The following is a 12197-nucleotide window of genomic DNA, read 5'->3' as shown; positions in this document are numbered from 1 at the left end:
CGGTGCCGTGTCACGCTCAACCGTAGTAGCGAAGGTGTCTGCACTTGCCGAATCGGAGTAAGGTGGCGGGCTTGGCACAGGAGACGCGCATGATCACGAATCCGCAAGCCGGCACCAACGTGCAGGAAATCGCCTCGGGCATATTCCGCATCAACACCCCGGTACCGCTGCCCGACGGCAACCTGTTCAGCTACAACCAATATTTGGTGGTCGACGACCAGCCGTTGCTGTTCCATTCCGGCCCGCGCCAGCTCTTCCCACTGGTGAGCGAAGCCATCGCAAGCGTGATGCCGGTCGAGGGCCTGCGCTACATCGGGCTGTCCCATGTCGAGGCGGACGAGTGCGGTGCGCTCAACTTGTTTCTGGCCGCGGCGCCGCAGGCCGTGCCCCTGTGCGGCAGCATCGCGGCCATGGTCTCGATAGCCGACATGGCCGATCGCCCGCCGCGCGCGCTCGCCGATGGAGAAGAACTCGCGCTCGGCACGCACACGATGCGCTGGTTCGACACGCCTCATCTTCCGCACGGCTGGGAGTGCGGGCTGATGATGGACGCGCACACGCGCACCTTCTTCTGCGGCGACCTCTTCACCCAGCCGGGCAACAGTGAGCGGGCGCTGGTCGATACCGACATCCTGGGACCCAGCGAGGCGTTTCGACGCCAGATGGACTACTACGCACATGCACCGCAAACGGCCGCGTTGCTGGCCGGGCTCGCACAGCAGGAGCCCCGCACGCTCGCATGCATGCACGGGAGCGCGTGGCACGGAGATGGCGCGACGCTGTTGCGCAATCTTTCAACCGAACTCTCGGCCCCGCATTGAGTTCCGCTCCACCGATGTGAGCGAGCCGTCACGGCGCCGCGGATTTCAGCTCGCGCAGTTGTTCCTCTGCACGCTCGAGCTCCAGACGAAGCTCGCGGATATCCTGCTCGAGCCGCTGAATTTTCGCCGCGCGACTCTGCTCGGGGGCCAGCGTCTTGCAACGAGTTTGCAGTGCAACCAGGGCCTCGGCCAGTTGCCGCCGGCGCAGCATCTGGCCCTTGGAGCGAGCGAGATCGATCTCGCGCTCGAGTGCGGCTTCCTCGGCTTTGCAACCGGCGGTGTCCGCCTGGTCCGTGGGCTGCGCGATCGAGGGGATCGATAGAGCCAGCGCGAGGGCCAAGAAGCAAGGTTTCACGCGCATACCGGTGCCCTGAGAGAGGAAGAAGAAGCTGAGTTTGCCAGCAACCTCTCGCCATCGGGCGGGCGGGGATGGGCGGACGCGATACTGCGCACGGCTCGACCGCACAATACCCATCTCTCTATGGAGTCACTGCCTTGAATCCCGTCCTCAAAAGCTTCGACCTCAGCGGGCGCACCGCCCTCATCACCGGCTCCAGCGCCGGCATCGGCTACGCCCTGGCGCGCGGACTGGCGGGAGCCGGCGCGCGCGTGATCCTCAACGCGCGCAGCGCCGACAAGCTCGAACAGGCCGCGCAACGGCTGCGCGAGGAAGGCTTCAGCGTCTTCACCGCCGCCTTCGACGTCACTTCGGGCGAGGCGGTGGGCGCGGCCATCGCGCGCATCGAGGCCGACATCGGCGCCATCGACATCCTCGTCAACAACGCCGGCATGCAGCGCCGCGGCCCGCTCGACCAGTTCGAGGAAGCGCACTGGCACGAGCTGATGAAGACCAATGTCGACAGCGTCTTCCTGGTCGGCCAGGCCGTGGCGCGCCGGATGATCCCGCGCCGGCGCGGCAAGATCATCAACATCTGCTCGGTGCAAAGCGAGCTCGGCCGTCCCGGCATCGCGCCCTATACGGCGAGCAAGGGCGCGGTGAAGATGCTGACCAAGGGCATGGCGATCGACTGGGGCCAGCACGGCATCCAGGTCAACGGCCTGGGGCCGGGCTACTTCAAGACCGAGCTGACCGATGCGCTGGTGAGGAACGAAGAGTTCACCGCCTGGCTGGTGAACCGCACGCCGTCGCGCCGCTGGGGCGATGTGGAAGACCTGGTCGGCGCGGCGGTGTTCCTCGCGAGCGACGCCTCCAACTTCGTCAACGGCCACGTCCTGTACGTCGATGGCGGCGTGACGGCCACGCTCTAGAGAAGGAACCAGCATGGAAGCTCTCATCATCCACGCCCCCGGCGATCTGCGCGTCGAAGAAGTCGCCACCCCCGAGCTCGGCCCGGGCCAGCTGCAGGTGCGCGTGCGCTGCGGCGGCATCTGCGGCTCCGACCTGCACTACTACCAGCATGGCGGCTTCGGCACCATCCGCATCAAGGAGCCGATGGTGCTGGGCCATGAAGTGGCCGGCGTGATCGAGGCCGTGGGCGACGGCGCGGGCGGCTTCGCGGCCGGCGAACGCGTCGCCATCAGCCCGAGCCGCCCCTGCGGGCTGTGCCGCTACTGCCAGCAGGGCCTGCAGAACCACTGCCTCGACATGCGCTACTACGGCAGCGCGATGCGCACGCCGCATGTGCAGGGCGCCTTCCGCCAGCAGATCGTGGTGGAGCACTGGCAAGCGCATCGGCTGGCCGACACGGTAAGCGATGGCGAAGGCTCGATGGCCGAGCCGCTGTCGGTGGCGCTGCACGCAGTGCGCCGCGCGGGACCGCTGCTGGGCAAGAGCGTGCTGGTCACCGGCTGCGGGCCGATCGGCGCGCTGGCCATCATCGCGGCGCGGCGCGCCGGTGCCACCCACATCGTGGCCACCGACGTCGGTGCGCACACGCTGGGCAAGGCGCGGAAGGTCGGGGCCGACGAGGTCGTCAACGTGGCCGAGGAGCCCGACGGCCTGGCGCGCTTCACGGCCGACAAGGGCCGCTTCGACGTGCTGTTCGAGGCCAGCGGCAACCAGCGTGCGCTGGTCGGCGCCTTCGATGCGCTGCGCCCGCGCGGCATCATCGTGCAGCTGGGGCTGGGCGGCGAGATGACGCTGCCGATCAACACCATCGTGGCCAAGGAGTTCGACCTGCGCGGAGCCTTCCGCTTCCACGAGGAGTTCGCGGTGGCGGTGGAGCTGCTCAACAAGGGGCTGGTCGACGTGAAGCCGCTGATCTCGGCGACCTTGTCCTACCGCGACTCGGCGCGCGCCTTTGCGCTGGCGGCCGATCGCTCTCAGGCCATGAAGGTGCTGCTGAACTTCGACTGATCAGGTGCTGCTGCGCCGGTAGAAGGCCAGCGACCCTGCCAGCGCCAGCAGCGCGCCGCCGCAACAGCGGTCCAGCCACAGCACCGCGCGCTGCCGCAGCAGCTTGACGGCGCGCGCGCCGATCACGGCATAGGCCAGCATCACCGAGAAGTCGAGGCCCGCGAACACGATGCCGATGGCTGCGTACTGCGGCCATTGCGCTGCGCCCGGATCGATGAATTGCGGCATCAGCGCGGAGCAGAAGAGATAGCCCTTGGGATTGGTCACGGCCACCAGAAAGGACTTGGCAAAGATGGCGCGCGGCGTCGCGCCGCTCGGCACCTCGCCTTCCTGCGAGAGGTCCAGCCCGCCCTGCGAGCGCAGGAGCCGGATGCCGAGCCAGGCCAGGTAGGCCGCGCCCACCCACTTGAGCACCGAGAACCAGAACTCCGACGCTGCCAGCAAGGCGCCGAGGCCGAGCGCCACCGCGCCCACCAGCACGAAGTCGGAGGCGACCGCGCCCAGCATGCCGGGCAGCGAGCGCCGCACGCCGAAACGCGAGCCGTTGGCGAGTGCGAGCAGCACGGTAGGACCGGGCGTGGCAATGGCCACCAGCGCGACGAAAGCGAAAACGAGCAGGGTTGCGGTGTTCATGCGGCGCAGCTTAGCCGAAGCAAGCGCGCAGAGCGCTTGTTGCAGGGCGTATCGCCGCAGCCTTTCGTCCTACATCTGCTGCGGCCGTTCTCCGAAGTGGGCACCGCATCGAGGCTTCGTTAATTCGATTGTCGAGCTCCGGCGAAGAAGGAGATCGGCGTTTCGGGAACCGGTATTCAATGCCTTGACGCGAAGAGCTCAACATGGTCGCCCTCACTGCAAACTTCATCTCCTCACCCAGGCCAGTGTCTGCAGAGGCCTTCGGCGGCTTGATCGACTTGTCGAGAATGCTGTTGCACAGCGACCAGTCGACCACCGTGGTCTGCGAGACCTGCCGGACCATCAACCGCGAATCGGCGCTGTTCTGCAAAGGTTGCGCGGGCAAGCTGCCGGCCTTCTTCGCGACCGGTGCCGTCGCAGATGACGCTTCGCACGCGCCGGGCATCGACGACGAGCGCATGCCTGCGGTGCTGACGCTCGCGATCTCGGTGCTGGGCTTCAGCGCGGCGCTGGCCACGATGCTCGCCTTGCTCGGGCTCTGGTACGGCGGCGGCGCGACGGTGGAGCCGCCGCTGGCCGCGACGGCCACTTCGGCCCCGACCGTGATGCCGGTGGCTGCGCCCAGCGTGGTTCCCGTCGCGCTCCCGGCGATGGGTTCGAGCTTCCATGCCGCCGCCTCGAACGAGAGGCCGACGGCTGCGGTTTTCGTCGATGAAGGGCCGGCGGCGCCCGCGGCGAGCCCCGCGCCGAAGCGCGAGACGCGCGCCCACGCCCAGGCCGCGCGCAAGGCCTCGGCGCCGTCCGCGGCAGCGCATGCGGCGAGCTTCCGGCGCTCGGCGCGGGGGCCGCTGGCGGCATGCGATGGACGCAACTTCATTGCGCACGCCGTCTGCGTCAACAACCGCTGCGCCCAACCGGGCAACGCCCAGCTCTCGCAGTGCAAGAAGCCGCTGCGCCAGCGCCGCCAGGACGAAGCGCGCCGCAATCTGTTTCTGATCAACTGAGCGGACGGACGCCTACATCCACGTTCGGAGACTTCGTCTATGAAGAGGTCTTTGAACGAGGATGCCTCATGGAAAGAAAATCCTGGCTCGCGGCGGTCCGGGCCGCGGATGCGCGCCGTCCCGATCTGCCGGGTGAACATCTGATCGTGCTCGGCGCCGGCCTGCTGCTGTTGATGGCAACAGGGCGCAGCCGCTCGATCCTCGGGCGGGCCTTGATCGGCGCTGCGGCCGGCGCCTTCATCGGCCGCGCGGCGAGCGGTACCGGTGGCGTCGCGCGCCTCGCCTCGATGCTGCACCGGCTGCGCGGCCGATGAAGCAAGGGAGAACGACAATGAATCCGCGAGCACTGAAACCGGGCCGCCTGGCGCTGTGCGTGGTGGCAGGCGCCATCCTGTCGCTGACGGCGTGCAGCGACGAGGCCGGCAACCAGAGCGCCGAAAGACAAGTCGACTCCGCCGTGGAGAAGACCAAGGACGCGACCGCGGCCGCCGCGCGCAAGGCCGCCGAGCTGGCGGAGAAGGCGCGCGACAACACCAAGGCCTACTTCGAGTCGCCCGACGTGAAGCGGGACGTCGAGGCGGCCAAGGATGCGCTGAAGAACGCCGGCGATGCGCTGACCGCCAAGGCGGACGACGCGGCGATCACGGCATCGGTCACCGCGGCGCTCGCGCGCGATCCGGAGCTGAGCGCCCGGCGCATCGACGTGCGCACCAATGCCGGCGCCGTGCAGCTTGCCGGCCCCGCCCCGAACACCGAAGCCAAGGCGCGGGCGGAAACCATCGCCCGCGGCGTGAAGGGCGTCAGCTCGGTCGACAACCGGCTCGAGGTGACCGCGACGAACTAGGGCCCGTCAACGCCATTTGCGGGGTCGCGAAGGCCCGCCAGGGCGGGCCAATCAAGGCGCGCGACGCCGTGCGTGCGTCGGCACGCACAAGGAGCGCAACGCCGAGTGGCGCGCCCTGGCAGGCCTTCCCCTTCGGGTTGCCCAGCCAAGGGGCCGTCTGCGGCGTTGCCCGCAAATGGCGTTAACAGGCCCTGATTAGCTCCGGCTCTCGGCGTGCGCCGGCTTGCCGACCTGGATCGTCACTTCGTCGCCCTTGATGCGCGCCTGCACGGCACGCACCGCGTTGTGTACGCGCTCGCCGTAGTCGGCATCGGCCTGGCGGAAGTGGTTGACCGCGCGGTCGATGATGTCCTGCCGCGTCACGGCGCCGAGGCTGCCGGCGATGCTGGCGACCAGGCGGCTCTTGGCGGCTTCGTCCATCAGGCGGTAGAGGTCGCCGGCCTGCACGAAGTCGGTGTCTTCGGGATGCTTGGTCCAGGCGTGGCTGCCGGTCCAGCCATGGATCTCCAGCGGGGCGTACACCGGCTCGTTGCTCTGCTTGGGCGCATCGCCGAAGCTGTTGGGCTCGTAGTTCGGCGCGCGGCCGCCGTTGTCGTAGCGCATCGCGCCGTCGCGGCCATAGTTGGCGGCTTTCGTGGCATGCGGGCAGTTCACGGGCAGCTGCGTGTGATTGATGCCCAGGCGGTAGCGCTGGGTGTCGCCGTAGCTGAAGAGGCGTCCCTGCAGCATCTTGTCCGGCGAGGGGCCGATGCCCGGCACGAAGTTGGCGGGGTTGAACGCAGCCTGCTCGATCTCGGCGAAATAGTTGTCGGGGTTGCGGTCGAGCGTGAGGGTGCCGATGTCGATCTTCGGGTAGTCCTTGTGCGACCAGACTTTGGTCAGGTCGAAGGGGTTGAAGCGGTAGTTCTGCGCCTCGGCCATCGGCATGATCTGGACCTGCACCTTCCAACTGGGGAACTCGCCGCGCTCGATGGAATGCAGGAGGTCGAGGTGATGGTGGTTCGGGTTCTCGCCGCCCACGCGCTGCGCCTCTTCGCCCGTGAAGCAGTCGATGCCCTGATTCGTCTTGAAGTGGTACTTGACCCAGAAGGCCTCGCCCTTGGCATTGACCCACTGGAAGGTGTGCGAGCCGAAGCCGTCCATGTGGCGATAGCTCCTGGGGATGCCGCGGTCGCCGAACAGCCAGGTGAACTGGTGCGTGGCCTCGGGCGAATGAGAGAAGAAGTCCCAAGCGTTGTTGGGCTCCTGCACGTGGCTGTAGGGGTCGCGCTTCTGCGAGTGGATGAAGTCGGGGAACTTGAGCGGGTCGCGGATGAAGAAGATCGGCGTGTTGTTGCCGACCAGGTCGTAGTTGCCCTCTTCCGTGTAGAACTTGAGCGCGAAGCCGCGCGGGTCGCGCACCGTGTCGGCAGAGCCGAGCTCGAGCGCCACCGTCGAGAAGCGGGCCAGCACCTCGGTCTTCTTGCCGACCTGGCCGAGGAAGCGCGCCTTGGTCCATTTGCTGACGTCGGCCGTCACTTCGAAGGTGCCGAAGGCGCCCGATCCGCGCGCGTGCACCACGCGCTCCGGAATGCGCTCGCGATCGAAGCGCGCGAGCTTCTCGATCAGGTGGTGGTCCTGCATCAGCACCGGTCCGTTGGGGCCGGCGGTCTGCGACTGCTGGTTGTTCTCGACGGGGGCACCACTCTCGGTGGTGAGCTTGCGGGGTTCGGTCATGGGGCTTGGCCTTGTGCAGTGTTCAGGAGCCATCGATTCTGGCGATGAACATCCTGCACGTGTATGACATCCCCCTATCTCGGCGATAGGCGGCTCTCCCTTTGGGGAGAGTCAGAGCATCAGCGCGACCGCAGCTTCCAGATGCTCTGAAGGCGCACGCCGAAACCCCGAGCGCGCGAAGCGTTGCAGCCGGCCGACCACGAAGGCCGTGAGCGTCGAGGCCCGCACCTGCGCATCGACGCTGGGCGTGGCCGAGCCGTCGGCCGCCGCCGCGCCGCGCAGCGACTGGCGCAAGGTGGACTCGATCTTGTCGAAGAACTGGTTCATGCGGTTCTGCAAGCGCTCGTTCTCGTAAACCAACGCATCGCCGACCATCACACGGGTCATGCCCGGGTTCTTCTCCGCGAACTGCACCAGCATCGCGACGACGCGCGCGGCCTGCTCGTGGCCCGGCGCCTCGCGCTCGGTGATCTGGTTGATCAGCGTGAACACGCTCTGCTCGATGAAGTCGATCAGACCCTCGAACATCTGCGCCTTGCTCGCGAAGTGCCGGTACAGCGCGGCCTCGCTGACGTCGAGCCGGGCCGCGAGCGCCGCGGTCGTCACCCGCTCGGCGCCCGGCTGTTCGAGCATGGCGGCCAGGGCCTGGAGGATCTGCACGCGCCGCTCGCCCGGCTTGGGGCGTTTGCGCGTCGGTACTGCCACCGGATCCGAACTGCTGTCTTCAGCGCGCGAGGCGCTTGTCTCATCGTTCTGCATGGGCGCGTGCAAAATGTAAAAAATTGATTCTCGCACAGCGCAGTGAGCGCGTGCCAACCGGGCATGCACTGTACGTCGCGCAGAATGGGTGGGCTTTTTTCACACAATCAGCGAAAGAAAAACGATGGGTTCGACGATTCTCGTGACCGGCGGGGCCGGCTTCATCGGCAGCCACACCTGCGTGGCACTGGCGGCGGCCGGATACACGCCGCTGATTCTGGACAACCTCGGCAACAGCGACGTGCGCGTCCTCGACCGGCTGGCGCGCATCGCCGGCACCGCGCCGCGCTTCATCGAAGGCGACGTGCGCGACCGCGCGCTGCTCGACAAGCTGTTCCGCGAGGAGCCCATCGGCGGCGTGATCCACTTCGCGGGACTGAAGGCGGTGGGCGACTCGGTCGCCGACCCGATCACCTACTACGACAACAACGTGCACGGCAGCTTCGTGCTGGCGGCAGCGATGCAGGCGGCGGGCGTGCGCACGCTGATCTTCTCGTCGTCGGCCACCGTCTATGGCGACCCCGACAGCTCGCCGATCCCGGAAAGCGCGGCGCTCCGGCCGGCCAATCCCTACGGCCATTCGAAGCGGATGGTCGAGCAGGCCTTGGCCGACCTGCAGCACGCGCACCCGGCCTGGCGCGTCGCGCTGCTGCGCTATTTCAATCCGGTCGGCGCCCACGAGAGCGGCTTGATCGGCGAGCACCCGCAGGGCAAGCCCAACAACCTGATGCCCTTCGTCAGCCAGGTGGCCGTGGGCCTGCGCGACAAGCTCGCGGTGCACGGCGGCGACTACCCGACGCCCGACGGCACCGGCGTGCGCGACTACGTGCATGTGATGGACCTGGCCGAAGGCCACGTGGCGGCACTGCGCCATGCCGAGAAGCAGCCCGGACTGGTCACGCTCAACCTGGGCACCGGCCGGGGCGCCTCGGTGCTGGAGGTGGTGAAGGCTTTCGAACGCGCCAGCGGGAAGACCATCGCCTACGAGATCGGCCCGCGCCGGCCGGGCGACGTGCCGGCCTACTGGGGCGACCCCTCGCTCGCGCAGGCCACGCTGGGCTGGCGCGCAGAGCGCGGGCTGGAACAGATGTGCGCGGACAGCTGGCGCTGGCAGCAAAGCAACCCGCGCGGGTACGAGAGCTAAGGCACTCAGGCGTGGAACACCGCGGAACCGGCTTCGCCGGGCCGCTGGTGTTGCCCCCGGTAGGGGGAAGGCGCGCGCAACCCGAAGTGCGCGCAGCCTGGGGGCGAGCCCTATCTCGCCCGAATCATCGTCCCGTAGGCCTGGTCCGTGAGGATCTCGAGCAGCATCGCATGCGGCACGCGCCCGTCGATGATGTGCACGGTGTTGACGCCGCTCTTGGCCGCATCGAGCGCGCCTTCGATCTTCGGCAGCATGCCGCCGGAAATAGTGCCGTCGGCGAACAGATCGTCGATCTCGCGCGCGCTCAGGTTGGTCAGCAGCTTGCCGTTCTTGTCGAGCACGCCGGGCGTGTTGGTGAGCAGCATGAGCTTCTCGGCCTTGAGCACGGTGGCGAGCTTGCCGGCCACCACGTCGGCGTTGATGTTGTAGCTCTCGTTCTCCTCGCCGAAGCCGATCGGGCTCACGACGGGGATGAAGGCATCGTCCTGCAGCGCCTTGACCACGCTCGGGTCGATCGAGACGATGTCGCCGACCTGGCCCACGTCGTGATGCAGGTTGGGGTCGTTGCGGTCCGCCATCTTGAGCTTCTGCGCGCGGATCAGGCCGCCGTCGCGCCCGGTCAGGCCCACCGCCTTGCCGCCGGCCTGGTTGATCAGGCCGACGATGTCTTGCTGCACCTCGCCGGCCAGAACCCACTCGACCACCTCCATGGTCTCGGAGTCGGTCACGCGCATGCCCTGGATGAAGTGGCCCTTCTTGCCGAGCCGGTTGAGCGCCGCCTCGATCTGCGGGCCGCCGCCGTGCACCACCACCGGGTTCATGCCGACCAGCTTGAGCAGCACCACGTCTTCGGCAAAGTCGGCCTGCAGCGCCGGATCGGTCATGGCGTTGCCGCCGTACTTGATGACGATGGTCTTGCCGTGGAATTTGCGGATGTACGGCAGCGCCTGAGCCAGGATCTCGGCCTTGTCGCGCGGCGGGATGTTGAGGACGGGATCGGTCATGGTCGGCGGTGGAGTAGACGACGGATGCGGCGGATTGTGACGGAACTCAGGGCCGGAGCCAGCGCGGGACCTTGAAGCGCACGATCATGAGATAGGCCGCGACATAGGTGGCGACGAACAGCGCGCAGAAGGCCATCAGCACCGGCGTGTTGTTCCAGAACAGCACGGCCGGCACCACGGTCAGCGCCGCGAACATCCAAAGGTAGGGCGAAGTGCGGTTGTTGCGCGCCAGCAGCTGCCGGGCCTCGTCGTCCGCGAAAGCCACCCGGACGATGCGCCGGAAGATCAGCTGGTGGAAATGCAGCGCGTCGGCATCGCCCGGCGACTGGCCGCGCGCCATCTTGCGGTAGATGGAGAACACCGTCTCCCACACCGGGTAGATCAGGAGCAGCATGGGGAACCAGGGCGAGACGACGCGATGCCGCTGCACCAGCGTCACCACGGCGATCGCGATGACCATGCCCCATACATAGGCGCCGCCGTCGCCGGCGAAGATCTTGCCGCGCGGGTAGTTCCAGACCAGGAAGCCCGCCGTCGCGCCCACCAGGCAGATCACCATGGCGGCGAGCTGCCGGTCGCCGACCTGCAGCGCCACGTGCGAGACCGCGAGGCACACCAGCACGGCCACGGTGCCGGCCAGGCCGTTGTAGCCGTCGATGATGTTGAAGGCGTGCGGCAGGCCGCCGATGGCGAAGGCCGCGAACAGGATCGCCGCGTAGGGCCAGGCCTGCAGCCAGCCGTCGACGAAGCCGATGCCGGTGCGCGAGACGCCGAGGCCGAGCAGCCAGCACAAGAGCAGCGCGGAGCCGATGGTGAGCCCGAGCCGGTAGCGCACCGAGACCCGCTGGGTCAGGTCCTCGATGATGCCGCCCAGCACGGCCGGCGCGATGCACAGCAGCGTGAAGGCGGAGGCCTTGAGCGGCCACGAGACGTTGAAGGGATCGGACGGTATGCCCGCCACCAGCCAGGCGGCTCCCGTGCCGAGGAAGATGCCGGCGCCGCCCAGCCGCGGCACGTGGCCCTTGTGGAAGCGCTGCGGCATGTCGGAGCCGTAGCGCCGCGCATGGCGGCGCGCCCGGCGCATGAAGAACAGCACCGACATGGCGGAGACGAGAAAGCTGATGACGATCAGGGTAAGCATGGATGGAAATCGGGAACCCTAGAATCCCCGGGCGAAATTAGACCATGTCCACATCCCCCTCCTCCTCGCCCGCCGTCACGGTCTCGATCGTGAGCCACGGTCAGCTCGAACTGGTGCGCCCGCTGCTCGAGCAGCTGGACCGCTTCAGCCGCGCGCTCACGGCGAAGGTCGTACTGACGCAGAACATCGCCGAGCCCGACCTGCTGGCGGGCACCCAGTGGGGTTTCGAGATCGAACGCATCGAGAACGCGGTCCCCCTGGGCTTCGGCGCCAACCACAACCAGGCGTTCGATCGCTGCACCACGCCCTGGTTCCTAGTGCTCAACCCCGACATCCGCTTCGACCGCGACGTGCTGGCGCCGCTGATCGCGCAGGCGGCGCCCGACAGCGGCCTGCTGACCCCGCGAATTCTCGAGCCCGGCAAGAGCGCGCCGGAGCAGCACCGCGCGATCATCACGCCGCTGGAGATCCTCAGGCGCAAGCGGCCGGACTATGAGCTGCCGCTGGTGCCGGATTGGATCCCCGGCCTCTTCATGCTGTTCCGCAGCGAGGCCTACCGCCAGGTCGGCGGCTTCGACGAGCGCTTCTTCATGTACGGCGAAGACTTCGACATTTGTGCGCGTACCCGGCTGGCGGGCTGGAGGCTGCAGGTGGCGGAGGACCTGACGGCGCTGCACGATGCGCAGCGCGCCAGCCGGACGAGCCTGCGGCATCTGTACTGGCATGTGACGAGCTTGCTGAAGGTGTGGCTGTCGGGGGCGTTCTGGCGCTATAGGAAGCTCGCAGCGCGATACCGCGCCTGACCGCCGCGCGT

At 67.9% G+C, this 12197-nt stretch carries 14 protein-coding genes; 8 read left to right on the top strand and 6 right to left on the bottom strand.

Going from position 1 to position 12197, the window contains the following annotated elements:
• Positions 1 to 89 precede the first annotated feature (89 nt).
• Complete coding sequence (locus tag EJI01_RS10580) at positions 90 to 821, top strand: MBL fold metallo-hydrolase (RefSeq protein ID WP_126837070.1); 732 nt, start codon at positions 90 to 92, stop codon at positions 819 to 821.
• A 28-nt stretch (positions 822 to 849) separates the two neighbouring features.
• Here the strand turns inward: EJI01_RS10580 and EJI01_RS10575 are convergent, their stop codons facing one another.
• Positions 850 to 1161, bottom strand: coding sequence for a DUF1090 family protein (locus tag EJI01_RS10575; protein WP_260602405.1), 312 nt, complete (start codon positions 1159 to 1161; stop codon positions 850 to 852).
• Positions 1162 to 1250: 89 nt separating this feature from the next.
• On the opposite strand from EJI01_RS10575, the gene EJI01_RS10570 reads away from it, so the two are divergent.
• Positions 1251 to 2090 (top strand): glucose 1-dehydrogenase, encoded by an 840-nt coding sequence (locus EJI01_RS10570; RefSeq protein WP_126837068.1) that lies wholly within the window; start codon positions 1251 to 1253, stop codon positions 2088 to 2090.
• Positions 2091 to 2103: 13 nt separating this feature from the next.
• Complete coding sequence (locus tag EJI01_RS10565; protein WP_126837067.1) at positions 2104 to 3138, top strand: L-idonate 5-dehydrogenase; 1035 nt, start codon at positions 2104 to 2106, stop codon at positions 3136 to 3138.
• Here EJI01_RS10565 and EJI01_RS10560 read toward each other — a convergent pair whose 3' ends face one another.
• Positions 3139 to 3771: a LysE family translocator gene (locus EJI01_RS10560; protein WP_126837066.1), complete on the bottom strand. Its 633-nt coding sequence runs from the start codon at positions 3769 to 3771 to the stop codon at positions 3139 to 3141. It lies immediately after the preceding gene.
• Positions 3772 to 4058: 287 nt separating this feature from the next.
• Here EJI01_RS10560 and EJI01_RS10555 point away from each other — a divergent pair, with 287 nt between their 5' ends.
• The 3 genes from EJI01_RS10555 (at position 4059) to EJI01_RS10545 (ending at position 5619) form a co-directional block, all read left to right on the top strand.
• Positions 4059 to 4775 (top strand): hypothetical protein, encoded by a 717-nt coding sequence (locus EJI01_RS10555; RefSeq protein ID WP_126837065.1) that lies wholly within the window; start codon positions 4059 to 4061, stop codon positions 4773 to 4775.
• A gap of 68 nt (positions 4776 to 4843) precedes the next feature.
• Positions 4844 to 5089 (top strand): hypothetical protein, encoded by a 246-nt coding sequence (locus EJI01_RS10550; RefSeq protein WP_126837064.1) that lies wholly within the window; start codon positions 4844 to 4846, stop codon positions 5087 to 5089.
• A gap of 17 nt (positions 5090 to 5106) precedes the next feature.
• Positions 5107 to 5619: a BON domain-containing protein gene (locus EJI01_RS10545; protein ID WP_185878892.1), complete on the top strand. Its 513-nt coding sequence runs from the start codon at positions 5107 to 5109 to the stop codon at positions 5617 to 5619.
• 195 nt (positions 5620 to 5814) lie between these two features.
• Here EJI01_RS10545 and EJI01_RS10540 read toward each other — a convergent pair whose 3' ends face one another.
• Entirely contained in the window at positions 5815 to 7335 is a 1521-nt protein-coding gene (locus EJI01_RS10540; RefSeq protein WP_126837062.1) for a catalase, read from the bottom strand.
• A gap of 111 nt (positions 7336 to 7446) precedes the next feature.
• Positions 7447 to 8094, bottom strand: a complete 648-nt coding sequence (slmA, locus tag EJI01_RS10535; RefSeq protein ID WP_126837061.1) for a nucleoid occlusion factor SlmA — start codon at positions 8092 to 8094, stop codon at positions 7447 to 7449.
• Between the two features lie 124 nt (positions 8095 to 8218).
• On the opposite strand from slmA, the gene galE reads away from it, so the two are divergent.
• Positions 8219 to 9238, top strand: coding sequence for a UDP-glucose 4-epimerase GalE (galE, locus tag EJI01_RS10530; protein ID WP_126837060.1), 1020 nt, complete (start codon positions 8219 to 8221; stop codon positions 9236 to 9238).
• 110 nt (positions 9239 to 9348) lie between these two features.
• Here the strand turns inward: galE and argB are convergent, their stop codons facing one another.
• Positions 9349 to 10242: an acetylglutamate kinase gene (gene argB, locus EJI01_RS10525; RefSeq protein WP_126837059.1), complete on the bottom strand. Its 894-nt coding sequence runs from the start codon at positions 10240 to 10242 to the stop codon at positions 9349 to 9351.
• Between the two features lie 46 nt (positions 10243 to 10288).
• The gene (locus EJI01_RS10520) at positions 10289 to 11383 is read right to left on the bottom strand and encodes an MraY family glycosyltransferase (protein WP_126837058.1); all 1095 of its coding nucleotides are present in this window, start codon (positions 11381 to 11383) and stop codon (positions 10289 to 10291) included.
• Between the two features lie 44 nt (positions 11384 to 11427).
• On the opposite strand from EJI01_RS10520, the gene EJI01_RS10515 reads away from it, so the two are divergent.
• Positions 11428 to 12186 (top strand): glycosyltransferase family 2 protein, encoded by a 759-nt coding sequence (locus tag EJI01_RS10515; RefSeq protein WP_126837057.1) that lies wholly within the window; start codon positions 11428 to 11430, stop codon positions 12184 to 12186.
• Positions 12187 to 12197: the final 11 nt, after the last annotated feature.

Origin of the sequence: Variovorax sp. MHTC-1 (assembly GCF_003984645.1) — a bacterium.
Taxonomy (GTDB): Bacteria; Pseudomonadota; Gammaproteobacteria; order Burkholderiales; family Burkholderiaceae_C; genus Variovorax.
Note: the sequence above shows the minus strand (reverse complement) of the source record. Positions and strands in the feature narration are given on the sequence as shown.

Excerpts from the sequence above, each read along its gene's own strand:
- EJI01_RS10570 (WP_126837068.1), top strand. The coding sequence starts at position 1,251 with ATGGGCGGACGCGATACTGCGCACGGCTCGACCGCACAATACCCATCT.
- EJI01_RS10550 (WP_126837064.1), top strand. The coding sequence starts at position 4,844 with ATGGAAAGAAAATCCTGGCTCGCGGCGGTCCGGGCCGCGGATGCGCGC.
- EJI01_RS10565 (WP_126837067.1), top strand. The coding sequence starts at position 2,104 with ATGGAAGCTCTCATCATCCACGCCCCCGGCGATCTGCGCGTCGAAGAA.
- slmA (WP_126837061.1), bottom strand. The coding sequence starts at position 8,094 with ATGCAGAACGATGAGACAAGCGCCTCGCGCGCTGAAGACAGCAGTTCG.
- EJI01_RS10580 (WP_126837070.1), top strand. The coding sequence starts at position 90 with ATGATCACGAATCCGCAAGCCGGCACCAACGTGCAGGAAATCGCCTCG.
- EJI01_RS10515 (WP_126837057.1), top strand. The coding sequence starts at position 11,428 with ATGTCCACATCCCCCTCCTCCTCGCCCGCCGTCACGGTCTCGATCGTG.
- galE (WP_126837060.1), top strand. The coding sequence starts at position 8,219 with ATGGGTTCGACGATTCTCGTGACCGGCGGGGCCGGCTTCATCGGCAGC.
- EJI01_RS10520 (WP_126837058.1), bottom strand. The coding sequence starts at position 11,383 with ATGCTTACCCTGATCGTCATCAGCTTTCTCGTCTCCGCCATGTCGGTG.
- EJI01_RS10555 (WP_126837065.1), top strand. The coding sequence starts at position 4,059 with ATGCTGTTGCACAGCGACCAGTCGACCACCGTGGTCTGCGAGACCTGC.
- argB (WP_126837059.1), bottom strand. The coding sequence starts at position 10,242 with ATGACCGATCCCGTCCTCAACATCCCGCCGCGCGACAAGGCCGAGATC.
- EJI01_RS10540 (WP_126837062.1), bottom strand. The coding sequence starts at position 7,335 with ATGACCGAACCCCGCAAGCTCACCACCGAGAGTGGTGCCCCCGTCGAG.
- EJI01_RS10545 (WP_185878892.1), top strand. The coding sequence starts at position 5,107 with ATGAATCCGCGAGCACTGAAACCGGGCCGCCTGGCGCTGTGCGTGGTG.
- EJI01_RS10560 (WP_126837066.1), bottom strand. The coding sequence starts at position 3,771 with ATGAACACCGCAACCCTGCTCGTTTTCGCTTTCGTCGCGCTGGTGGCC.